Raw genomic sequence first — 22,568 nt, 5'->3', positions numbered from 1 at the left:
ATCTGAACTATGCCTAAAAGCAAGAAAATTAACTCATTAGCTTTTCGACAAGCGAAAACAGTATTCTTAGTCTCTGTAATACTAGGGATCTGCTTTAGCTTTTACCATATCTTGGTGGATCTCCATCAGGAGCAAAAGCGCATAGAAGAACACTACCAATTCAAGCTCCTGCAGAATTACTCAAATGCGAGTCAAGCTGCCTATCACCTCAACCAATTGTTGGCGGAACAAGTCGCTTCTAGCCTGATGATGGACAATGCTGTCTATAAGGTGCAGATTGTCGATGACTTTGGCGACACGCTAACGGAGAAAGAACGCAATGTGTCACTTCAAGGTGACTTTACAGAAGCCCTTTCTAGCTATCTGACACCAACAACTCCGATTTACACCACAGACTTGCATCAACCCAACTCCCACGTCGTGGTTGGTACGCTAAGCTTCTCGGTGAATGGGGCTAACATTGCCAAAGACTTTATTGCTAAGACCAGTCAAATTCTGCTGTTTGACCTGTTCCGAAATATCCTTTTGACATCCATATTGTTGATGTTTTTCTATCAAAAGTTATCTAAGCCGTTGGTGACTTTGATTGAATGGGTGCGTTCGCTGCAAAATACTAAGAGCGATCTACCACCGCCAACTCTATATCGAGATGATGAGCTTGGTCAGTTAGCAAAAACTTTCCACACCCTGTGGAAAGAAAGAGAGGCTGCGGCTGTGCAGCTCAATCAATTGGCTTACTACGACTCTTTAACTGGATTAGCCAATCGTAGTCTGCTGTTACAAATGCTCAAAGACTCAATCGATGAAGCGAATCAAAATAACCAAGCTGGTGCGCTTTTCTATTTAGACTTAGACAGATTTAAGACCATTAATGACTCACTCGGTCATACGATTGGTGACAACCTAATTAAGGCGATATCTAAACGCATAGAAGCTTGGCTGCAAGATGACTTCACAGCGGCTCGTATCGGTGGCGATGAGTTTGCAATCTTGCTACCCAACACTAGCGCAGACAAAGCCCACGAGTTTGCTCAGCAATTGCTCGCTCTTGTCTCTAACCCGTACTCTATAGATGACCACCAGCTCTATTGTACGGTCAGTGTCGGTATAGCAGTCTTCCCGTCTGTAGGTAGCACCAATATTGATGTGTTACGTCAAGCCGATACTGCTCTCTACCGCGCCAAAACAGCCGGACGAAACAAATACATGTTCTACGAGCCAGAGATGCAGGCTCAAGTCGAATCTTTCCTAGAAATTGAAAAAGGTCTGCACGAAGCTCTCAACCAAGGGCAACTTGAACTTTATTACCAACCTCAGGTAGACGACAATCACAATATCATTGGCGTTGAAGCTTTGATTCGTTGGAACCACCCACAAAAAGGAGTACTGCCTCCTGGGGTGTTTATGCCAATCGCTGAAGAGACTGGTCAAATCTTACAAATTGGTAACTGGATCATAGAGCAAGCTTGCTATCAATTTTCTCACTGGAAAAAAGAGGGGGTACTCCCAAGTACTTTCCGTAGGCTGGCAATTAACATCAGTCCATTGCAATTTTCTCAGCCGTCGTTTGTGGAGCACATTGTTGACTCTCTCGCCCAAGCAGGTATTGACGGTGAGCATATTGAGCTTGAGATTACCGAGAACCTACTGCTGGAGAATGTAGAAGCGGCTATACAGAAAATGGCTGAGTTGAAAGAGCACAACCTAAAAACATCAATTGATGACTTCGGTACCGGATACTCTTCATTGCGTTATTTGAAACACCTGTCCGTCGACGTTCTAAAAATCGACCGTTCTTTCGTTACCCAGTTACATCTCGATGAGAGCGATCAAGCGATTGTTGATACCATCATTATGACTGCTCGTAGACTCAATTTAGAAGTGATTGCGGAAGGTGTTGAGGATGCCAATGAGCTCAATGCGCTTAAACAGCTTGGCTGTGGTCAATTCCAAGGCTACCTGTTTGATAAACCTTTACCAGCCTCAGAACTGAATGAACGGTTTGAAAAGAACTTTTACCCAGTAGAAGGACCTTCGGTCGTCAAAGCTGTGCAAAAGTAGCCGCCTAGAAAAAAATATAACTCATGATGATCGCATCTTCTTTGCCTGACGCTGTCGGGTAGTAGTTGATGCGGCGATCGACTTCGTTAAAGCCGATCGATTCATAGAGACCAAAAGCACTGCTATTGCTTTCCCGCACCTCTAACCAAGCACTGTCCGCCTTGTCTTGCTCGCAAATATCTAGGAAAGCTTCCATTAGCAACTTGCCATAGCCTTGCCCTTGCTGACTAGGACTAACAGCCACATTAAGCAAAGTGACTTCACCAACGATATTCTGGGCATAGAAATAACCCACAACTTGGTTTTCAACCACCAACACATGGTGACGCGCCCCGCGACTGTTTAGGTCACGAATCATGGTTTCAGACCAAGGGTGAGAGTGGGCACTTTGCTCAATACACCACACTTGATCAAGATGCTCTAATGAGAGCGCTACAATTGAAGATTGGCTCATAATGGGGTCACGATTACTGATAGGAACAAATCTGTTGCCATAGGGCTCGGCGTTGTTCGTTGTTGCCATCAACTTGAGTTAGTAATGGGGAGACAAGCGCTTTAGCTTCAAGACGCTCTTGCAGATCGCATCCGGCAAACCAAATCCACTCTAGATGATGATTATCGTTATCGAGTTGGCTTAATTGCTCTGGAGTAACATGTAAAGCTTGTTCGAGTGACAACTTAATGCTTTTTAATACTCGCTCAAACATCTCTGCCGTTTTACCTTGAGGAAGTTGAGGAGAAACAAGCAGCAATTGACAGTTATCAGGCAATATCAGTTGCGGTGATTGGTAACCCAATAACCTTTCAGGGTGTGCCAACTGATAGCACTGGATTCCCATTTCTTGTAAATACTCTTGCTGTGGCATATCAATCATCACCCTTAAAATCGCACTAATCGTACCATAACAACCCCAGTTCCAATCAAGCATTTGTCTGGGTAACGCACAATAAAAAGCGCCGCCCGAAGGCAGCGCTCTAAACTCAGTGATAGCTGTAACTTAGAAGCTCGACTTAACGGCTTCGGCAATCTTCAGCGCAGAGGACTGAACTAGCTCTGCATCTTCACCTTCAACCATGACGCGAATTAGAGGCTCTGTACCTGACTTGCGTAGCAATACACGTCCTTTGTCACCTAATTCGGCTTCCACTTCAACCACTGACGCTTTCACGGCATCCGCCTCTAGTGGGTTAGAATCACCAGAGAAACGAACATTCTCAAGAACTTGCGGGTAAAGAGTCATGCCTTGCGAAAGCTCGTGGAGAGACATATCACTGCCCACAACCGATGCAAGCACCTGAAGCGCAGCAACAATGGCATCACCCGTCGTCACTTTGTCGAGTAGGATAACGTGGCCTGAGTTCTCAGCACCTATTTTCCAACCTTTTTCTAGCAGTTGCTCCATAACGTAGCGGTCACCTACCGCAGCACGTACAAATGGAATGCCAAGCTGTTTTAAACCATTCTCCATACCAAGGTTGGTCATTAGCGTACCAACGACACCACCTTTTAGCTCGCCGCGACGTAGCGCATCTCGAGCAATGATGTAAGCAATTTGGTCACCATCGACTTTGTTACCTAGGTGATCGACCATAATGATACGGTCACCATCACCATCGAAAGCCAAACCAAGTTCTGCACCCTCTTCAACCACTCGCTTCTGCAGTGCACGTACATCCGTAGCGCCGACTTCTGCGTTGATGTTGGTGCCGTTAGGCTCAACACCCATGGCGATCACTTCCGCACCTAGCTCGCTAAACACTGCTGGTGCAATATGGTAAGTCGCACCATGGGCGCAATCGACCACGATTTTTTTACCCGCTAGACTTAGCTCTGATGGGAAGGTGCTCTTACAAAATTCAATGTAACGGCCCGCTGCGTCATTAAGACGGCTTGCTTTACCAAGTAATGCCGACTCCACACACTCAATGTCTTTATCAAGCTCTGCTTCAATCGCCAGCTCGATATCATCTGGTAACTTGGTGCCTTCTGATGAGAAGAACTTAATGCCATTATCGTAATATGGGTTGTGCGATGCTGAAATCACGATTCCCGCTTCAGCACGGAAAGTTTGCGTCAGGTATGCGACTGCCGGTGTTGGCATTGGGCCAGTAAAGGTCGCTTTTAACCCTGCTGCGGCCAAACCTGCTTCAAGAGCAGATTCAAGCATGTAACCTGAAATGCGTGTGTCCTTACCGATGATCACCTTCTTTGTGCCTTGCTTCGCCAAAACGCGACCCGCAGCCCAGCCTAGCTTAAGCACAAAATCTGGAGTAATTGGGTACTGGCCCACTTTGCCACGTACACCATCCGTACCAAAATAACGTCTCTTATCAGACATGGTTGTTCCTTTTTATCTTTCTATACTGCTCAATGATTCGCTTTGGTCATTGAGACAATTTTCATAGCATCAAGCGTTTGTTCAAAATCGTGCACGCGAATGATTTGCGCACCTTTCATAGCGGCGATTGTAGCGCATGCCACGCTCGCTGACACGCAGTCAGCCGGAGCTTTGTCGAGGAGTTTGAAGATCATAGATTTTCTCGACATCCCTGCAAGAACTGGCAGGCCAAATTGATGAAATTCTTCTAGGTGAGACAGCATCTGATAGTTGTGTTCGAGAGTTTTACCAAAGCCAAATCCAGGATCAAGTATCAGCTTTTCACGCTCGATACCAACTTCTGCACACGCCTCAATACGCTGCTGCAAGAACTCGCCGACTTCTTTTACCAGATCATCATAGTGAGGGTTTGCTTGCATAGTGCGAGGCTGGCCTTGCATATGCATTAAACAGATAGGTAATCCTGTTAATGCCGCCACCTCAAGCGCTCCAGGCTCTTGCAAAGCCCTCACGTCATTAATGATATCAGCGCCAGCTTCCGCTGCTTGGCGCATCACTTCTGCTTTGCTGGTATCAATAGAAATCCACACGTCAGATTGTTCGCGAATAGCTTTGATAACGGGAATGGTTCGTTGAAGCTCTTCAGCTAATTCAACATCTGGAGCACCTGGGCGGGTTGACTCACCACCAATATCAATAATGGTTACACCAGAGTCAATCATACGCTGAGCTTGAGCAAGCGCATCTTCTAAGGCACGAAACTGACCACCATCAGAAAAAGAGTCAGGGGTGACATTCAATATCCCCATAACTTGTGGCTGAGATAAGTCGAGAGTTTTATTATTTGCTTTTAGGATCATAAACACAAAAACCCCGAGTTGCCTCGGGGTTTCTCTTAATCATAACAATTATTCTGAGTCTTTCTTCTCGGTGTTTTCCGCTGAAGTGCTCTCTTGAGAAGTTGCAGCGTCATCGGCTTTCGCTTCAGTGGCAGGTGCACTCTCTTCCGCTTTACCTTCTGACTTATCTTCAGGTTTCGCGTCTGATTTGTTGCTTGGGTTATCACCCCAACCAGCTGGTTCACGAATATCTGCTTTACGCTCCATCAGATCATCAATCTGACCCGCATCAATGGTTTCGTACTTCATCAATGCATCTTTCATTGCGTGCATGATATCCATGTTATCTTCAAGGATCTGTTTCGCACGAGCGTAGTTTGAGTCGATCAAGTGACGAACTTCGTCATCGATAAGCTTCGCTGTATCGTCAGACATGTGCTTAGTCTGAGTTACGCTACGGCCAAGGAACACCTCACCTTCATCTTCTGCATAAAGAAGAGGGCCAAGTTTTTCCGAGAAGCCCCACTGAGTCACCATCTTACGCGCAATATCAGTAGCACGTTCGATATCGTTCGAAGCACCCGTTGATACTTTGTCTGCGCCGTAGATTAGCTCTTCAGCAAGTCGACCACCGTATAAGCTTGAAATCATTGATTCAAGATGCTGACGAGACATGCTGACACGATCTTGCTCTGGTAAGTACATTGTCACACCAAGAGCACGACCACGTGGAATGATCGATACCTTATACACTGGATCATGTTCAGGAACTAGACGACCAACAATCGCGTGACCCGCTTCGTGATAAGCCGTTGACTCTTTAGTCTCTTCAGACATCACCATAGAACGGCGCTCTGCACCCATCATGATTTTGTCTTTCGCCAGCTCAAACTCAACCATAGATACGTTGCGCTTGTTACCACGCGCCGCGAATAGCGCCGCTTCGTTAACAAGGTTTGCTAGGTCTGCGCCTGAGAAACCTGGTGTACCACGGGCAATTAGTGATGGCTCTACATCGCCTGCTAGAGGCACTTTACGCATGTGAACTTTAAGGATCTGCTCACGACCACGTACATCTGGTAGACCAACGACAACCTGACGGTCAAAACGACCAGGACGAAGTAGTGCTGGGTCTAGTACGTCAGGACGGTTAGTCGCCGCGATAACGATAATACCTTCATTACCTTCGAAGCCATCCATCTCTACTAGCATTTGGTTAAGCGTTTGCTCACGTTCATCGTGACCACCACCTACACCAGCACCACGCTGACGACCAACCGCATCAATCTCATCGATAAAGATGATACAAGGCGCCGCTTTCTTCGCTTGTTCAAACATGTCACGCACACGAGATGCACCAACACCAACAAACATTTCAACGAAGTCAGAACCAGAGATAGTAAAGAATGGTACTTTCGCTTCACCAGCAATTGCTTTTGCTAGTAGCGTTTTACCCGTACCTGGAGGACCGACCATCAGAACACCTGTTGGGATCTTACCGCCCAGTTTCTGGAAACGGCTTGGATCACGTAGGTAGTCAACCAGTTCTTTTACGTCTTCTTTTGCTTCGTCACAACCAGCAACGTCAGCAAATGTTGTTTTGATTTGTTCTTCGCTCATCATACGAGCTTTGCTCTTACCGAAAGACATCGCGCCTTTACCGCCGCCGCCTTGCATTTGACGCATGAAGAAAATCCACACACCAATCAGTAAGATCATAGGGAACCAAGAAATAAAGATAGTACCTAGTAGGCTTTGCTCTTCTGGAGGTGTGCCCTGTACTTTCACATTTTGGTTAATTAAGTCATCAAGTAGCTTCTGGTCGTAGACCGGCATGTAAGTAACATAACGCGAGCCGCCGCCACGACGAGTGAAAGTAATTTCACCGTCTTTAAAAGTTGCTTCCTGAATCTGGCCTTGGCCAACTTCCTGTACAAACGTGGTGTAATCCACCGCTCTGCCATTGCTCTCTCCAGGGCCAAAGCTCTGGAAAACCGACATCAATACGACAGCGATAACAAGCCACAGAATTAAATTTTTTGCCATGTCACTCAAGGTGTCAGCCTCTCGATAACTAATTGTAATTAAAGGTAGGGTACTACAGTTTATAACCTGTAGCTATAGTGTTAACTAACCCATCAAAGGGCAAATAGTTAACCTTTGTAACCAGTGGCTACAACGAAGACTTCTCGTGAGCGAGCTCGCGATGAGTCAGGTTTTCTGATTTTTACGACTTTAAACGTGTCTCGGACTTCTTTGACAAATTGGTCAAACCCTTCGCCTTGGAAGACCTTTACAACAAAGCTACCATTAGGTGCTAGAACTTGTCGACACATATCTAAAGCCAATTCAACTAAATACATTGCGCGAGGTTGATCGACTGAATTGTTGCCTGCAATGTTTGGTGCCATATCCGACATCACCACATCGACCATCGACGGTTGAATGCGATCAAGCAAAGCGTCTAAAACCGCTTCTTCACGGAAATCACCTTGTAGGAAGCTGACTCCCGCAATAGGATCCATCGGCAACAAATCACATGCAATAATTTGCCCATCCTCACCTACTATCTTAGCAGCATATTGAGACCAACCGCCGGGAGCTGCACCTAAATCGACTACAGTCATACCAGGTTTTAGCAATTTATCCTTAGTTTGGATCTCTTCCATCTTGAAATAAGCACGCGAACGATAGCCTTTTTTACGGGCTTCATTGGCGTATTTATCATCAAAATGTTCTTTCAACCAGCGACCTGAGCTAGCGGAATGTTTCTGTTTACTCATTTGTTACCTAATAGATAGAGGGAACAACTAACCCAATAAATTATAGTCTTCAGGGTTAGATGGCGTTAAAATGGTATTTTTCAACCCTTATATTAAAGAAAATTGGCCGCGTAATGAACCTAAGCACCAAACAAAAGCAGCATCTAAAAGGCCTAGCGCACAGTCTAAAACCTGTTGTGCTTATGGGCGCAAACGGACTAACTGAAGCTGTTCTAGCGGAAATTGAAATTGCTCTAAACCACCACGAGCTAATCAAAATCAAAGTAGCATCAGAAGATCGCGACACTAAGAACCTGATTATTGAAGCTATTGTACGTGAAACTCGTGCAGAGAAAGTACAAGTAATCGGTAAAACTTTAGTTCTTTTCCGCCAATCGGAAGAGCGTAAAATCGAGTTGCCACGTAAGTAATTTTACTTTCATGAGCAAGAAAAAAGGTCGCCTATGCGACCTTTTTTGATATTCAGCGTAACAAACTCGCTTAGATATACTCGACGCTGTCGATTTCAAAGTCGCGATCACCACCCGGTGTAGAGATCACTACTTCGTCACCTTCCATCTTGCCGATCAGACCGCGCGCGATAGGTGAGCTTACCGAGATACGACCCGCTTTGATGTCAGCTTCATCATCACCAACAATTTGGTAGGTTTTTTCATCTTCAGTATCGCAATCGATAAGAGTCACGGTTGAGCCGAAGATAACTTTACCCGTGTTGTCCATTGTGGTTACGTCAATAACCTGCGCAACAGACAGTTTGTATTCGATATCACGGATTTGCGCTTCACAGATACCCTGCTCTTCACGAGCGGCATGGTATTCAGCGTTCTCTTTTAAATCACCAAGCTCACGCGCTTCTGCAATGGCTTCAGAAATCTGTGGGCGAAGCTTCAATAGTCTTTCAAGTTCTTCACGTAGCTTTTGTTCGCCACGCAGTGTCATTGGCACTTTTTCCATTATATACCTCATTCCAAAGCGATCTTTGGACAAAACAAAACTACCCAATCCAGTGGACTAGGTAGATGTATTAACTAATCAATTTCTTCTAGTGTAAACAAACTTGGCGTCTAAATCACTCAAATTAATCAAGCGTGATCGTGTTCACAAAACAATTTGAGTAACGGCATGAAAAATCGAGCTAATTTTTGAATCGAATCGCACCACCAAACATATTTCATCTAAAAAAAAATAAAGATTCAGATATAAACCAACCTATCAACAATGAACTAAAACAATTAAAAATCAACAGTTTGATATTAATTTACATCCAATAAAACACTGTTCATAAGTTCAATTTATATCATTTTACTAACCCATCATGGAACTTTGCGTTTACAACTTAGCTGACCTAATCAGCGGGATTAGTCCTTATTGCTCAGCAACTTGTTATTAAAGCATTGCATATGAGTCTGGATTGATAGCGCTGATGACTAGAGGACTCACCCAATTGATGCGGAGATACTCCTCGCTATACAACTATTTATGGACAGTAAATTAGGACTAATAAGATGAACAAGACTCTGATCGCTCTAGCAGTTTCAGCTGCAACAGTAGCTACAGGCGCAAACGCATCAGCTGATGGTATTCAAGCAGGCGGTATCGAAGGTACTTCAGTATACAGCTCAAACGGCAACTCTCTAGAGATCGGCGGTCGTGCTGAAGCTCGTATGTCTCTAAAAGATGGTAAATCTGAAGACAAAACTCGCGTACGTCTAAACTTCAAGGGCAAGACTCAAATCAACGATGACCTATACGGTGTTGGCTTCTACGAAGGCGAGTTTCTAACAAACCCAGCTACAGTAAAAGATGTTGACGGTAACAATGTAACTGTTGATTCTCTAGACAATCGTTACGCATACGCTGGTATCGGCGGTAACTTCGGTGAAGTAACTTACGGTAAAAACGACGGTGCGCTAGGCGTTATCACTGACTTCACTGATATCATGTCTTACCACGGTAACTCTGCTGCTTATAAAATTGCTGTTGCAGACCGCACAGACAACATGGTTTCTTACAAAGGTCAATTCGCTGACTTAGGTGTAAAAGCTAGCTACCGTTTCGCTGACCGTGTCGAAGACACCACTAACAATGTATACACTGATAACGATACAGACGGCTACTCTCTATCTGCAATCTACGCTATTGGCGACACAGGCGTTAAGCTAGGTGCTGGTTACGCAGACCAAGATACTGGTGCAAACATGTCAGAAGACCAGTACATGCTTGCGGCTTCTTACAGCATCAGCGATTTCTACTTCGCAGGTACATTTACTGACGGTAAAGTAAAAGACGGCTCAAGCAAAACAGATAAAACTGGTTACGAATTTGCCGCGGCATACAAACTAGAAAAAACTGCATTCACTATGACGTACAACAAACTTGAAGCGGATGCTTCTGGTTCTACTTACGACGCAGCAGATAACGTAGCAGTAGATGCAACTTACTACTTTAAGCCTAACTTCCGTACATACATCTCTTATAACTTTAACCTAATCGATAAAGGTGACAAGTTCTACAAAGATGGTACGTTTGGCAACGCAACTAAAGCACAAGCTGAAGATGAAATCGCTCTAGGTCTACGTTACGACTTCTAATTTCCTGACACTAAGTCATGATTCTAAGACGCCTGCTCTATAGCAGGCGTTTTTTTTACCCGCTATACTGACCCTCTTAAACCGCTAACCGTGAATTCTTATGCTGCGCTTTGTTGATCGCTTTACCTCTGCTTGCCTACTCTCTCTCATCAGCGTATCTGCCTCGGCCTATGCGCCACTCAATGAACTGCCTTTAGGTAGCCGCGCAGCAATTAAAGTCGAATCTCTTCAAAGCCAAAATCAAATCCAGCAAACCGATAACCAACGTCAGTTCTTCCCACCGGCTAGTACATTAAAAATTGTTACTGCACTCGCAGCCAAATTAGAGCTCGGCGATGAGTTTCAGTTTGCAACTAGCATTGAGAAGAGTGGCAGCGATGTGGTACTGCGTTTTAGTGGCGATCCTACTTTAACGACTCAAGATTTAAAGCAGCTTCTGAGTCAGTTGCGTAATAGTGGCACAAAAAAAATCAACGGCGACCTCTGGTTAGATAACAGCGTATTCACCGGTTATGACCGTGCAGTCGGTTGGCCGTGGGATATTCTCGGCGTTTGTTATAGCGCGCCAGCCAGCGCCATTTCGCTTGATGGTAACTGTGTTCAAGCCTCTATTTATACTCAGGAAGATGGTAAAACTCGCGTCTATGTGCCTAAACATCAACCTATTTATGTCACGACAGTGGCAAGTTCAGTGTCTAAAATCGAACAAGAGAGCTCACAGTGCGATTTAGAGTTACTTTCTTCCCCAGACAACCACTATCGACTCCAAGGGTGCTTGCAGAGTCGTAGCAAGCCACTGCCGCTAAAATTTGCAGTGCAAGACCCGGCGCTGTATACCCAGAGAATTGTCAATACCCTGCTTGCTCAGCTTAATATCGAACTAGTGGGTAGTATTCGGCTTGGCGCTCCTGAGCAGCAAGGTAAAGTCATTGCTACTCATCACTCACAAACACTGCCTAAGCTGCTTGAAACCATGCTCAGAAAGTCGGATAACCTTATTGCTGACAACCTAACCAAAACCTTGGGCGCTAAGTTCTTTATTCAGCCAGGTAGTTTTGCTAACGGTACCAAGGCAATTAAGCAGATTTTGTTTGCCCAAACTGGCATTGATATCGAGCACACCCCATTAGCAGACGGTTCTGGATTATCGCGCAATAACCGCTTTACCAGCCAAAACATGGCTGCAGTGCTGCGCTATATTTGGCAGCACGACAGTGAACTTGGCTTGATCGCTTTAATGCCAACCTCAGGCACCAATGGAACATTGAAATATCGTCGCAGCATGCGTAAAGCGCCAGTTAAAGGTGAGCTGATTGCCAAAAGTGGTTCAGTGTATGGCAGCTATAATATGGCGGGCTATGGGTTAGATAAATCTGGTCAGCCAAGTACACTGTTTGTTCAGTTTGTGACTGACTACCACCCAGCAAAAACAAAGGGCGATGATAAACCTACCATCGCCCCAATCACCAAGTTTGAAACCTTGTTCTACAAAGATATTGTCCAGTTCAGTCAGGCAATACCTAAGAAGTAGTTCACCACAGTGAAATAGATCCACATTCCTGAGATATCGACAATAGACGCTAAAACTGGGCTAACCAACACAGCAGGATCAAGTTTAAATGCACGCGCTAGGATAGGTAGCAAACCACCTAGCGTGGTCGACATCGTCACCTGAATAAACAGCGCAACCGCGATTGCAAGGGCGATGGTGTTTAGCTCAAAGCCACCAGTACTGCTGCTATCACTAAAGAGTAAGATGCGTCCAATAATCACTAAAGCAATGGCAAAAGCTAAGCAAATTGCCACTCGACTCTCTTTCCAAAACACTTCTAACCACTGGCGTTTACGTAACTCACCCGTCGCCAAAGCTCGTATCACCAAGGTCGCCGCTTGAGTACCTGTGTTACCACCAGCCGCTGCTATCACAGGCATATAGATCGCCAGTAGCACCAACTGGCTCAAGGTATCTTCATATTGGGCAATAATTAGACCTGAAACTATGCCTAGTAACGCAAGGGCAATGATCCAACCGATACGTTGCTTTACATGCTCAATAACCGGTGTCTCTAGGTAGCCATTCGAAGGCTCAACTTCCGAATGAATAAAACCAAGCTGGTGCGCATAATGACGTGCCAACTTTTCATGTCCTTCGAGCTCTAACGCCGATATCAATTGCTGGACATAACCCACTGAACAGTGGTGTAAAATCCCGACAGCTTCTTCTACTGGCATAACCGTAAGTAAATGAACCTGCTGGGCTTGCTCGTATTGCAAAAACGCATTGCGAGCGGCGCCGATCTCCTCTTGAGAAAAGTGCGGGGGGTTTTCAATGTAAGTATTGCTCATTACCGTCATGGCGAATCTCCCGATTGGCAATAGGTAACGACCATCAAATACAGCTGATGTTGAATCAAAAATAGACACGTCTATCCGTACACCAGTGCACAGAAAAGCTGTATTGGGTTCTAGAATTTAGAGGAGAAAAACGTGAGGATTCACAAAGAGATGAGAAGCACTCTACCGCAATGGCAGAGGCGTGAGACGACAATACCGAAGCGGACTATTTTTCCCCTTTCATACTAGGAGGATGGTCGATATTGTTCATAAAAGTCTCCGAAAAAACTGCCGTTTTGGCAGCGCGAGGATAATACCAAAAGTTATCCACTAAAACAGCCCCAATTTGCAAAAAAGTTAGATATTTAACCTGTACCTAGAGGTATAAAAAAAGCGCCTCGAAAGGCGCTGTTATCAAATCGATATTTGGTAATGGCTTGCAACTATTTGATCGTGATACGAGCAAACTTACGCTTACCAACCTGGAATACGTAAGTCCCTGCTTCAGGAGCAAACTTAGAGTCTGCTACTTTCTCGCCATCAATCTTAGCTGCACCTTGCTTAACCATACGCATTGCTTCAGAAGTAGAGGCACATAGACCCGCTTCTTTAAGAATATTGCTTACCGGTAGGCCTGCATCAAAAGCAAATTCTGGCATTTCATCAGGGATCTGGTTCTTAGCAAAACGGTTTACAAACTCTTGCTCCGCTGCGTCAGCATCTGCCTGAGAGTGGAAACGTGCAATGATCTCTTTCGCTAGAGCCACTTTTACATCACGTGGGTTTTGACCCGCTTCTACATCTGCTTTTAGTTGAGCAACTTCGTCAAGTGGACGGAATGAAAGCAAGTCGTAGTAGTTCCACATTAGGTCATCAGAGATCGACATGATCTTACCAAACATTTCGCTTGGCGCTTCACTGATACCAATGTAGTTGTTGGCCGACTTAGACATCTTCTTCTCGCCGTCTAGACCAACAAGAAGTGGCATCATTAGTACAACCTGTGGCTTCTGACCGTTCGATTTTTGCAGTTCGCGTCCCATCAGTAGGTTGAACTTCTGGTCAGTACCACCTAACTCAACGTCAGTTTCCATTGCGACTGAATCATAACCTTGTAACAGTGGGTACATGAACTCATGAATAGCGATAGGCTGGCCACCAGCATAACGCTTTTTAAAGTCATCACGCTCTAGCATACGTGCCACGGTTTGGTTAGCAGCAAGGCGAATCATGCCTTCAGCACCCAGCTCAGACAACCACTCAGAGTTAAACTGAATTTTCGTCTTAGCTGGATCTAGAATCTTAAATACCTGCTCTTTGTAGGTTTCAGCGTTGCGCAGTACATCTTCACGACTTAGTGGCGGACGAGTGTTGTTCTTACCCGTAGGGTCACCAACCATGGCAGTAAAATCACCGATAAGGAAGGTAACGTCGTGGCCTAGCTCCTGAAATGCACGCAGCTTGTTGAAAATCACTGTATGACCAAGGTGAATATCTGGCGCAGTTGGATCGGCACCTAACTTAATACGAAGAGGACGACCCTCTTTCAACTTAGCAATCAGTTCTTCTTCTGGAATCAGTTCTTCAACACCGCGCTTAATCTCGGCTAGTGCAGCTTCAATGCTCGCCATTCTTGTTCACTCCCACAGATTTGGCAAAAATTTGTTAGTTGGTCATCTTACTTGAATAGCGATGCTTTTTGAAACCAGTTAGACTAAACAGCTGAGCTTTTTTACTGAATTTTTTAGAACGGACATAAGATGTTGTCTCTTTTCGCTCGATTGCCATGGATTCACCGAGCCCTTATCGCCTTATTTAGCGCTTTTATCGTCATTGCTTTGTTTCTGCCAGCGCCGAAAGATCTCCGTCAAGAGGAGAGCAATTATCAAGTAGGTAAAGCCTACCCGCTAGCCATTGATCTTGAGCAGCTCGCTTTACAAGAGTCAGCACCAAAACTTGCAGTGCTGCGATGGGAAAAACATACCATAGGCTCTGGTGACAGTATGGCGCTCCTTTTTCAGCGTGCAGGTCTTTCTTCTCGCCTGCTGTATCAACTGACTTCAACCAATAAAGATATTGAAAGGCAGTTAACCCGAGTTCGACCGGGGGATTCATTTCAATTAGGCTTCGATGCTGACAACCAACTGATTCAGCTAAAACGCGTCATTAGCCCTTACGAGACCTTTCTCGTCACCAAATCTGAGAGTGGATACACCTCAACGATTGATAAGAAGCAGGTTCACTATCAGTACAACTATGCTGAGGCTGATATCACCTCAAATTTCTGGAACGCGGGCGTCAATGCTGGTCTAACACCAAACCAGATCATGGAGCTTGCGGGCATCTTTGGTTGGGATATCGACTTTGCTTTAGATATTCGTGGCGGAGATAACTTTAAGATTCTTTATCAAGAGAAAGTCGTTGAAGGTGAAGTTGTCGGCCGAGGCAAGATCATCGCCGCTACCTTCAAAAACCAAGGTGATACCTTTAAAGCAATTCTCGACGACAAAACTGGCAATTATTACGACGAAAATGGTCGTGCAATGAAGAAAGCCTTCTTGCGCTCTCCGCTCGATTTTCGTCGTGTTAGCTCAAACTTTAATCCAACCCGTCGCCACCCAGTAACTGGAAAAGTCCGTGCACACCGCGGCACTGACTATGCTGCGCCAGTTGGAACACCAATATGGGCTGCTGGTGACGGTACGGTTATAAAATCAAGCTATAACCAGTTCAATGGTAACTATGTGTTTATCAAACACAGCAATACCTATATTACTAAGTACCTCCACTTGCAGCGCCGTAAAGTCAAAACAGGGCAACGAGTAAAACAAGGACAAACGATAGGTACGCTAGGAGGAACAGGACGCGTCACTGGCCCTCATCTACACTATGAGTTCTTAGTAAACGGGGTACATAAAAACCCAAGAACGGTTAAGCTACCGCAATCTAAGTCGCTGACAGGCAAAGCGAAAACCACGTATATTGCCAACGCAAAATTAAGGCTAGAGAAGTTAGAGCGTTACGGAGAGTTGCTCGCGACTCCGTAATACCAATTGGGATAAATAGATGATCAGATAATTGCGCAGGAAAAATCGCTTAGAGCAAGGCATAGATTGCAGCTAGCTAGTTATTCTACCTACAAAATCTATAACACAGCTATCAGCGATTTTAACCAGCAATAATGACCAAATATTTATTCTGCTTGGTATCAAAACAAAGACCCGCATCATGCGGGTCTTTGTTTTTTGCTGGTGTTTCTACTCTGCTTCGATGACTTGGTTGGCCTGCTCTTCTACTTTATGTACTCTACCGAGCATCAGCAGACAAGGTGTCAGTACTAAGGTCAACACAGTAGCAAAGGCTAATCCACCCGCTACCGCTGTCGCCAATTGCGACCACCACTGGGTGCTTGGCGCGCCAAACTCGATCTTCTGATTGATGAGATCGATGTTCATTTCAAGCACCATAGGCAGCAAACCAAGTATGGTCGTCACCGTGGTTAATAACACAGGTCTTAAACGCTGCACACCCGTACGTAATATTGCTTCACGTTTATCGAGGCCGCGCTTAAGCAGCTGATTGTAGGTATCAATTAACACGATATTGTTGTTAACCACGATCCCAGCGAGGGCAATAACACCAATACCTGACATGATGATGCCAAACGGTTTTTGGAATACGAGTAAGCCGACAAATACCCCCACAGTTGAAAACAGCACAGCACTTAGAATCAGAAATGCCTGATAGAAACTGTTGAACTGAGTAATCAAGATCAGCGCCATCACAACCAAGGCAACCAAGAAAGCGTTTTGTAGGAAAGCAGAAGAGTTTTCTTGCTCTTCATTCTGACCTCGAATCTTAAACTCAACACTCGAAGGAAGATCGAGCCCGGAAACCGCCTCATTGATCTTTGGCAACTCCAATGCGAGGTTATAGCCCTCTTTCATATCGGCCATAATGTTGATCACGCGATGTCCGTCGATACGGCGAATCGTATCTTGCTTATGCTCAGGAACGATATTGGCAAAATTAGTAATCGGCACAAGACCTGCGGCTGTTTTGACTCGCAATTGATCAAAGCGACCAATATCGCGTTTCTCTTCCGGATAACGCACCAAAATATCGACTTCTTCAGTGGCGTCATCGGGTAGATAGTCACCAATTTTTAAGCCGTTAGTGACAAACTGAACCGTATTACCAACTAACGTGGCGTCCGCAGCAAAGCGCGAGGCATCATCACGACGAATATCGATTTGCCAGTCGATGCCCTCTTTGCTTGAGGTATCACTCAGGTTAGTAAACGCAGGGTAATTATCTGCCCATTGCCTCACCAGTTTTGCTGCGCCATCGAGTTGATCAGGAATCCGCGCAGACATTTCAATCACTAGATCATGCTCAACGGGTGGGCCTGCATCCGGGAACTTGTACTCAATTTCCACCCCTGCATATTGATCCGTTTGCTGCTTGAGCTCTTCGATGATCTGTTTGACTTTACGGCGATATTGCCAATCCACAGGCGTAATTTGGATTTGCCCGATTTCGTCGTCGCCACCTGTTTTGGTGTAGACACTTTCAAACTCATCATGCCCAAGCATCACCGCCTCAATGTCACGCATGATGACGTCTTTCTCATCAAGGGAAAGATCACCATAAGAGCGTACTTTAACGGTAAAGAAAGGGGGATCGACTTCAGGGAAGAACTCAGCGCCCAAGCCCGCTTTGGCGTAGGTGAATCCCACCGCAATGGCTAACAGAATTGCACTCAACAAAATCTTAAGCGGATGGCGAATCGCGATATCTAAGGTATGAAAATAGAGCTTAGTAATACCGGTCGCTTTAGAGAAATCACCGTCATGCAAGGCGACCATTTTTTCACGCTGCGCTTTAGTTACGTGTTGCGGACGACCAATTAAGCTCCCTAGTACAGGAACGAGCAATAACGCCATTGCCAGTGATGCAGTTAAAGTTGCGATCAATGTAAGCGGCAAGTACTTCATAAACTCACCAGTCACATCAGGCCAGAAAAGCAGTGGGGCAAACGCCGCTAAAGTCGTCGCCGTTGACGCAGTAATTGGCCACGCCATACGTTTCGCCGCATCTCGATACGCCTCACGACGTGGCGTCCCCTCTTGCATGCGCCTGTCGGCAAACTCAGTCACCACAATGGCGCCGTCCACCAGCATACCCACGGCCATGATCAGCGAAAACAACACCACGATATTGACCGTTAAACCAAATACGGACAGCACTAACAGCCCGGTCAGGAAAGAGCCAGGTATCGACACGCCAACCAAGAAAGCGGTTCGAACACCTAATATCGCGATGATGACGATAACAACCAAAATGATCGCCGACAGGATGTTATTTTGTAGATCGTTAAGCATCATCTTAACGTCTTTGGATTGATCCCAAGTGTACTTAACTAACAGATTATTCGGCCAGTCAGGGCGTTTTTGCGCCTGTTCCAAAACCGCTTTTATTAACGCAACGGTTTCGATGATGTTCTCACCCGCACGCTTTTTCACATCAAGCACTACTGCTGATTTACCATCGAGTCTGGCGTAGCTCTCTGGATCTCGGAAAGCTCGACGTACGGTCGCGACATCACCAAAAGTGATCACTTGCTTACCGTCGACCTTGACAGGTAGTTCAAGTACATCCTTTAAGGAATCAAACACCGATGGCACTTTCACCGAGAAACGCCCATAACCGGTATCAACAAAGCCTGCCGCAACCACTTTGTTGTTCAAGGCAATCAGATTGTAGATGTCTGCTTGATCGAGCCCGTAGCTTTCCATTAAAAGCGGATCAACCACGATCTCGACAATATCTTCACGATCACCAGCAATATCCACCTCAAGGATCTGACGATAGCTCTCAAGCTTATCTCTTAGTTGGCGCGCAATCTGAACAATAGTGCGTTCTGGCACCGTACCATAAAGCACGATAGATAACGCCGGCTCTTCTGACGCCAAAGTCACTTCATTAACTGTGGGTTCATCACTATCACTAGGCAGCTTAGGCTTGGCGAGATCAACGGCTTCACGTACATCTGCCATCGCTTTATTCAGATCCACGCCGACGCTAAATTCCAGCATCACAGAGGCATGCCCCTCAGATGCAGTAGAGGTCATCTCTTTGACCCCTTCAATCGATCTTAGCTCTTGCTCGATTGGACGTACTAGCAGTCTTTCTGCATCTGATGGCGAAATACCTTGGTGCCCAACCGATACATAAATAATAGGGATGGTAATATCTGGACTCGATTCTTTGGGAATCGTCACGTAAGTCGCAGCGCCAGCAAGAAGAATAAACACCAACAACACCATCATGGTGCGTGTGCGAGAAAGCGCAGCATCAATCAATGCAAACATAATCGCGCCTCCTAATCTTGCTGTTCTACAGCGATGACTTGATCGCCATCGCGAACGAAGCCCTGCCCGGTAGTGACGATATCAACACTCTCGCCCAATCCTGTTAACCACACTCCATCTTGTTCAGCTTTAACTAGGTTGATAGGAACAAACTTAATACGATCTGCGACTAGAGTTTTAACCCCTAGATTACCTGCTTCATCTAAAGCTAGCATGGCTGGCGTCACCTTGATAGCAAGTTGATCTTGCAAGTTCAGTGTCACTTCAGTACTGATACCAGCAGGGATTCTCTGCTTAGGATTGGGCAGTTCGATTTCTATCGGAAAGGTGTTGGTCGAGTCAGACGAAACGCGCGAAATATAGCGAACTTTGCCTTGTGCCTGTTGGCCATTAATAAAGCGAACTTGCGCTTGTTGGCCTAAAACCAGATCCTGAATATGTCGCTCGCTGACATCGGCTTCAATCACAATCATACTCAAATCAAGCAAGCTTGCGACGGGATCGCCAACACCGACAAAATCCCCTTTTTCAATAAACAGATGATCAACAAATCCAGCAAAAGGCGCGGTCACCGAGGTGTTACGCAAAGCAATTTTGGCATTGCTTACCATAGCTTTAGCTTCAACCAATCCCGCCTGAGCATTGGTGAAGGCTACCTCACCTTGTAAGCCTTTACTTTGCAGTGACTTGGCCGCTTTAAACTCTTTCTCTTTCACCTTAAGCATGGCTTGTGCGCGCTCAAGCTGAATCTCAAGATCGCCTTTATCGATCAGCGCAATCACTTGCCCTTGTTTAACACTGTCCCCTTTGGAAACTTTAAGCTGAGTAATTTTACCTGCAATCTCAGCGCCTAGTTTTGCTTGCTTATTGGGAGCGGTCCGTCCATAGAGATCGATGCTTTTATGGGTAGGGTTGGCGACAAACGAAGTGAAAGCGACTTTAGCTAAAGGGATCTCCAACTCGTTATGTTGTGGTGTCGAGTCTTCGGCATTCAACATACCAACGCCAAGCCAGAGCGTAAGTACGGTGACTAAAAAAAGAGATACAAGATAAGGTCTGGTCGCGATAAAACGCAACGGAGAGATACTAGCCATAACTATCCTTAGTAATTCTATATCGCATCCTAATTCAACCGTAACAACCTAGGTAACGGTGACTAAGTAAGCCTTAGATATAGGGGCTCACGAGATTCATTCGTGAGAAGTATTATTCAGGATATAAATTAACCAAACAAAAATAAAATACAGTTGGACAGTATTTTAGAGTAGGTCTCAGTTTCTGGAATCTGAGAGGCAGATAAAACAAAGGCTGCAATCAATGCAGCCTTTGACAAAAACAGTCAGTGGTTAAACACTAAAAGATGCGCCACATCCACAGGTCGTGGTTGCATTCGGGTTGTTAACGAAGAAGCGCGAGCCTTCAAGGCCTTCTGTGTAGTCGACTTGTCCACCCACTAGGTACTGGAGGCTCATAGGGTCAACCACCAAGGTAACGCCACTGTTTACTATCGTGGTATCACCTTCATTGACACTTTCGTCAAACGTAAATCCGTATTGGAAGCCGCTACAACCGCCGCCCGTGATGTAAACACGTAGCTTTAGGTTTGGATTCTCTTCTTCAGCAATTAAAGCACCTACTCGCTGAGCCGCTGCATCTGAAAATGTTAATGGGATATTTACTTCGCTCACGATGACCTCTCTCAGTCTTCTGCATCCAGACTGCACTCACCATCTGGAACTTATCTTTTAATATTGCAGTGATTATCTAATACCTGAGTGAAGCGTTCAAGTATTCACCACTTTTCAAGCCAATTTTTACACTATTTGAGGTTTATTTGCTGTCAAAGTATTCAGAATGTGGCGCAAAGCGTTTTATTGAATCAAGCAGGGCGGGTACAATGCGAGCCAAATTGGTCCGAGCAATCAAAAGAGGATATCCCATGACCAAATCAGCTGATCTATTTCAAAAAGCACAGCAAACCATTCCTGGCGGCGTAAACTCTCCAGTACGTGCTTTTAACGGCGTTGGTGGCGCGCCAATCTTCGTAGAACGTGCCGACGGCCCATTGATTTTTGATGCTGATGGTAAAGCTTACATCGACTACGTAGGCTCTTGGGGGCCAATGATTCTTGGTCATAACCACGCAGTCATCCGTGAAGCTGTTATTGATGCAGCACAGCGTGGTCTAAGCTTTGGCGCTCCGACTGAAATGGAAATTGCTATGGCTGAGCTTGTGTCAGAACTTGTTCCATCAATGGAGCAAGTGCGCATGGTAAGTTCAGGTACAGAAGCGACAATGAGTGCGATTCGCCTAGCACGTGGCTACACTGGCCGTGACAAGATTATGAAGTTTGAAGGCTGCTACCACGGTCATGCAGACAGCCTATTGGTTAAAGCTGGCTCAGGAGCACTGACTTTAGGTCAACCTAGCTCGCCAGGCGTTCCTGCTGATTTTGCTAAGCACACGCTAACCGCAACATTTAACGACCTAGATTCAGTACGTGAACTGTTTGCAGCAAACAAAGGTGAGATCGCTTGTATCATCGTCGAGCCAGTGGCAGGTAATATGAACTGTATTCCGCCAGTAGAAGGTTTCCACGAAGGTCTGCGTCAAATCTGTGATGAAGAAGGCGCTCTGTTAATCTTTGATGAAGTAATGACAGGCTTCCGCGTTGCTCTAGGCGGCGCACAAGGCTACTACAACATCAAGCCAGACCTAACGACTCTAGGTAAAGTGATTGGTGGTGGTATGCCAGTTGGCGCATTCGGTGGCCGTAAAGAAGTCATGCAACATATCGCCCCAACAGGTCCTGTTTACCAAGCGGGAACACTTTCTGGTAACCCAGTAGCAATGGCTGCAGGCTTTGCATGTTTGAATCTGTTAAAAGAAGAAGGCAATGAAAAACGCCTAGCTTCAAAAACTAAGCAACTTGCAGAAGGCTTTAAAGCTTTGGCTGACAACCACAACATCCCATTAGTGGTTAACCAAGTTGGCGGTATGTTTGGCTTCTTCTTCACTGACCAAGATAGCATTACTCGCTACGAAGACGTAACGAAATGTGATATCGAACGCTTCAAACGCTTCTTCCACCTAATGCTTGACCACGGTGTTTACCTTGCTCCATCAGCATTCGAAGCAAGCTTCACATCACTTGCTCACGGTAGCAAAGAGATCGAAGCGACCCTAGAAGCGGCTGACCGTTGTTTCGCAATTATTGCTGAAGAAGCATAACCATAGCTCATATTA

Annotated in this window: 18 protein-coding genes; 6 read left to right on the top strand and 12 right to left on the bottom strand. The window is 45.6% G+C overall.

Features of this window, described 5'->3' with window-relative positions:
* The first annotated feature begins 9 nt into the window (after positions 1-9).
* The gene (locus AC6R00_RS02915; protein ID WP_500639267.1) at positions 10-2,061 is read left to right on the top strand and encodes a putative bifunctional diguanylate cyclase/phosphodiesterase; all 2,052 of its coding nucleotides are present in this window, start codon (positions 10-12) and stop codon (positions 2,059-2,061) included.
* 4 nt (positions 2,062-2,065) lie between these two features.
* Here AC6R00_RS02915 and rimI read toward each other — a convergent pair whose 3' ends face one another.
* The 6 genes from rimI to rlmE form a co-directional block, all read right to left on the bottom strand.
* Positions 2,066-2,515, bottom strand: coding sequence for a ribosomal protein S18-alanine N-acetyltransferase (gene rimI / locus AC6R00_RS02910; RefSeq protein WP_500639266.1), 450 nt, complete (start codon positions 2,513-2,515; stop codon positions 2,066-2,068).
* Positions 2,516-2,528: 13 nt separating this feature from the next.
* Positions 2,529-2,933, bottom strand: a complete 405-nt coding sequence (locus AC6R00_RS02905) for a DNA polymerase III subunit psi (protein ID WP_500639308.1) — start codon at positions 2,931-2,933, stop codon at positions 2,529-2,531.
* Between the two features lie 126 nt (positions 2,934-3,059).
* The gene (glmM, locus tag AC6R00_RS02900; protein ID WP_500639265.1) at positions 3,060-4,400 is read right to left on the bottom strand and encodes a phosphoglucosamine mutase; all 1,341 of its coding nucleotides are present in this window, start codon (positions 4,398-4,400) and stop codon (positions 3,060-3,062) included.
* A 29-nt stretch (positions 4,401-4,429) separates the two neighbouring features.
* Complete coding sequence (folP, locus tag AC6R00_RS02895) at positions 4,430-5,260, bottom strand: dihydropteroate synthase (RefSeq protein WP_500639307.1); 831 nt, start codon at positions 5,258-5,260, stop codon at positions 4,430-4,432.
* Positions 5,261-5,308: 48 nt separating this feature from the next.
* Positions 5,309-7,285, bottom strand: coding sequence for an ATP-dependent zinc metalloprotease FtsH (gene ftsH, locus AC6R00_RS02890; protein ID WP_500639264.1), 1,977 nt, complete (start codon positions 7,283-7,285; stop codon positions 5,309-5,311).
* Positions 7,286-7,392: 107 nt separating this feature from the next.
* Positions 7,393-8,022, bottom strand: coding sequence for a 23S rRNA (uridine(2552)-2'-O)-methyltransferase RlmE (gene rlmE / locus AC6R00_RS02885; RefSeq protein WP_004742663.1), 630 nt, complete (start codon positions 8,020-8,022; stop codon positions 7,393-7,395).
* A gap of 113 nt (positions 8,023-8,135) precedes the next feature.
* Between rlmE and yhbY the strand changes: the two genes are divergently transcribed.
* Positions 8,136-8,432 carry a ribosome assembly RNA-binding protein YhbY gene (gene yhbY, locus AC6R00_RS02880; RefSeq protein ID WP_004742662.1) on the top strand — a complete coding sequence of 99 codons (297 nt, stop codon included), beginning with the start codon at positions 8,136-8,138 and terminating at the stop codon, positions 8,430-8,432.
* A 70-nt stretch (positions 8,433-8,502) separates the two neighbouring features.
* Here yhbY and greA read toward each other — a convergent pair whose 3' ends face one another.
* Positions 8,503-8,976, bottom strand: coding sequence for a transcription elongation factor GreA (greA, locus tag AC6R00_RS02875; protein WP_239850682.1), 474 nt, complete (start codon positions 8,974-8,976; stop codon positions 8,503-8,505).
* Positions 8,977-9,527: 551 nt separating this feature from the next.
* Between greA and AC6R00_RS02870 the strand changes: the two genes are divergently transcribed.
* Both AC6R00_RS02870 and dacB read left to right on the top strand, forming a co-directional pair.
* Positions 9,528-10,613: a porin gene (locus tag AC6R00_RS02870; protein ID WP_500639263.1), complete on the top strand. Its 1,086-nt coding sequence runs from the start codon at positions 9,528-9,530 to the stop codon at positions 10,611-10,613.
* Between the two features lie 100 nt (positions 10,614-10,713).
* Complete coding sequence (gene dacB, locus AC6R00_RS02865; protein ID WP_500639262.1) at positions 10,714-12,144, top strand: serine-type D-Ala-D-Ala carboxypeptidase; 1,431 nt, start codon at positions 10,714-10,716, stop codon at positions 12,142-12,144.
* On the opposite strand, the gene AC6R00_RS02860 is transcribed toward dacB, so the two are convergent.
* Entirely contained in the window at positions 12,123-12,968 is an 846-nt protein-coding gene (locus tag AC6R00_RS02860; RefSeq protein WP_500639306.1) for a magnesium transporter, read from the bottom strand. The genes dacB and AC6R00_RS02860 overlap by 22 nt on opposite strands.
* A gap of 422 nt (positions 12,969-13,390) precedes the next feature.
* Complete coding sequence (tyrS, locus tag AC6R00_RS02855) at positions 13,391-14,578, bottom strand: tyrosine--tRNA ligase (protein ID WP_171801107.1); 1,188 nt, start codon at positions 14,576-14,578, stop codon at positions 13,391-13,393.
* A 129-nt stretch (positions 14,579-14,707) separates the two neighbouring features.
* Here tyrS and shyC point away from each other — a divergent pair, with 129 nt between their 5' ends.
* Complete coding sequence (gene shyC, locus AC6R00_RS02850; RefSeq protein WP_500639261.1) at positions 14,708-15,994, top strand: peptidoglycan DD-endopeptidase ShyC; 1,287 nt, start codon at positions 14,708-14,710, stop codon at positions 15,992-15,994.
* A gap of 210 nt (positions 15,995-16,204) precedes the next feature.
* Here the strand turns inward: shyC and AC6R00_RS02845 are convergent, their stop codons facing one another.
* The 3 genes from AC6R00_RS02845 to erpA all read right to left on the bottom strand — a co-directional run bounded on the left by AC6R00_RS02845 (position 16,205) and on the right by erpA (position 21,009).
* Entirely contained in the window at positions 16,205-19,321 is a 3,117-nt protein-coding gene (locus AC6R00_RS02845) for an efflux RND transporter permease subunit (RefSeq protein WP_500639260.1), read from the bottom strand.
* An 11-nt stretch (positions 19,322-19,332) separates the two neighbouring features.
* The gene (locus tag AC6R00_RS02840; RefSeq protein ID WP_494505546.1) at positions 19,333-20,415 is read right to left on the bottom strand and encodes an efflux RND transporter periplasmic adaptor subunit; all 1,083 of its coding nucleotides are present in this window, start codon (positions 20,413-20,415) and stop codon (positions 19,333-19,335) included.
* 252 nt (positions 20,416-20,667) lie between these two features.
* Positions 20,668-21,009: an iron-sulfur cluster insertion protein ErpA gene (gene erpA, locus AC6R00_RS02835; protein WP_004742653.1), complete on the bottom strand. Its 342-nt coding sequence runs from the start codon at positions 21,007-21,009 to the stop codon at positions 20,668-20,670.
* A 251-nt stretch (positions 21,010-21,260) separates the two neighbouring features.
* On the opposite strand from erpA, the gene hemL reads away from it, so the two are divergent.
* Positions 21,261-22,553: a glutamate-1-semialdehyde 2,1-aminomutase gene (gene hemL, locus AC6R00_RS02830; RefSeq protein WP_239850694.1), complete on the top strand. Its 1,293-nt coding sequence runs from the start codon at positions 21,261-21,263 to the stop codon at positions 22,551-22,553.
* The last annotated feature ends 15 nt before the right edge of the window (positions 22,554-22,568 follow it).

The organism is Vibrio sp. R10-SF1-ISO8, from assembly GCF_059833805.1.
The sequence above is the reverse complement of the archived record's forward strand: the minus strand, read 5'-3'. Positions and strand labels throughout refer to the sequence as shown.

Excerpts from the sequence above, each read along its gene's own strand:
- AC6R00_RS02915 (WP_500639267.1), top strand. The coding sequence starts at position 10 with ATGCCTAAAAGCAAGAAAATTAACTCATTAGCTTTTCGACAAGCGAAA.
- rimI (WP_500639266.1), bottom strand. The coding sequence starts at position 2,515 with ATGAGCCAATCTTCAATTGTAGCGCTCTCATTAGAGCATCTTGATCAA.
- glmM (WP_500639265.1), bottom strand. The coding sequence starts at position 4,400 with ATGTCTGATAAGAGACGTTATTTTGGTACGGATGGTGTACGTGGCAAA.
- folP (WP_500639307.1), bottom strand. The coding sequence starts at position 5,260 with ATGATCCTAAAAGCAAATAATAAAACTCTCGACTTATCTCAGCCACAA.
- ftsH (WP_500639264.1), bottom strand. The coding sequence starts at position 7,285 with ATGGCAAAAAATTTAATTCTGTGGCTTGTTATCGCTGTCGTATTGATG.
- rlmE (WP_004742663.1), bottom strand. The coding sequence starts at position 8,022 with ATGAGTAAACAGAAACATTCCGCTAGCTCAGGTCGCTGGTTGAAAGAA.
- yhbY (WP_004742662.1), top strand. The coding sequence starts at position 8,136 with ATGAACCTAAGCACCAAACAAAAGCAGCATCTAAAAGGCCTAGCGCAC.
- greA (WP_239850682.1), bottom strand. The coding sequence starts at position 8,976 with ATGGAAAAAGTGCCAATGACACTGCGTGGCGAACAAAAGCTACGTGAA.
- AC6R00_RS02870 (WP_500639263.1), top strand. The coding sequence starts at position 9,528 with ATGAACAAGACTCTGATCGCTCTAGCAGTTTCAGCTGCAACAGTAGCT.
- dacB (WP_500639262.1), top strand. The coding sequence starts at position 10,714 with ATGCTGCGCTTTGTTGATCGCTTTACCTCTGCTTGCCTACTCTCTCTC.
- AC6R00_RS02860 (WP_500639306.1), bottom strand. The coding sequence starts at position 12,968 with ATGACGGTAATGAGCAATACTTACATTGAAAACCCCCCGCACTTTTCT.
- tyrS (WP_171801107.1), bottom strand. The coding sequence starts at position 14,578 with ATGGCGAGCATTGAAGCTGCACTAGCCGAGATTAAGCGCGGTGTTGAA.
- shyC (WP_500639261.1), top strand. The coding sequence starts at position 14,708 with ATGTTGTCTCTTTTCGCTCGATTGCCATGGATTCACCGAGCCCTTATC.
- AC6R00_RS02845 (WP_500639260.1), bottom strand. The coding sequence starts at position 19,321 with ATGTTTGCATTGATTGATGCTGCGCTTTCTCGCACACGCACCATGATG.
- AC6R00_RS02840 (WP_494505546.1), bottom strand. The coding sequence starts at position 20,415 with ATGGCTAGTATCTCTCCGTTGCGTTTTATCGCGACCAGACCTTATCTT.
- hemL (WP_239850694.1), top strand. The coding sequence starts at position 21,261 with ATGACCAAATCAGCTGATCTATTTCAAAAAGCACAGCAAACCATTCCT.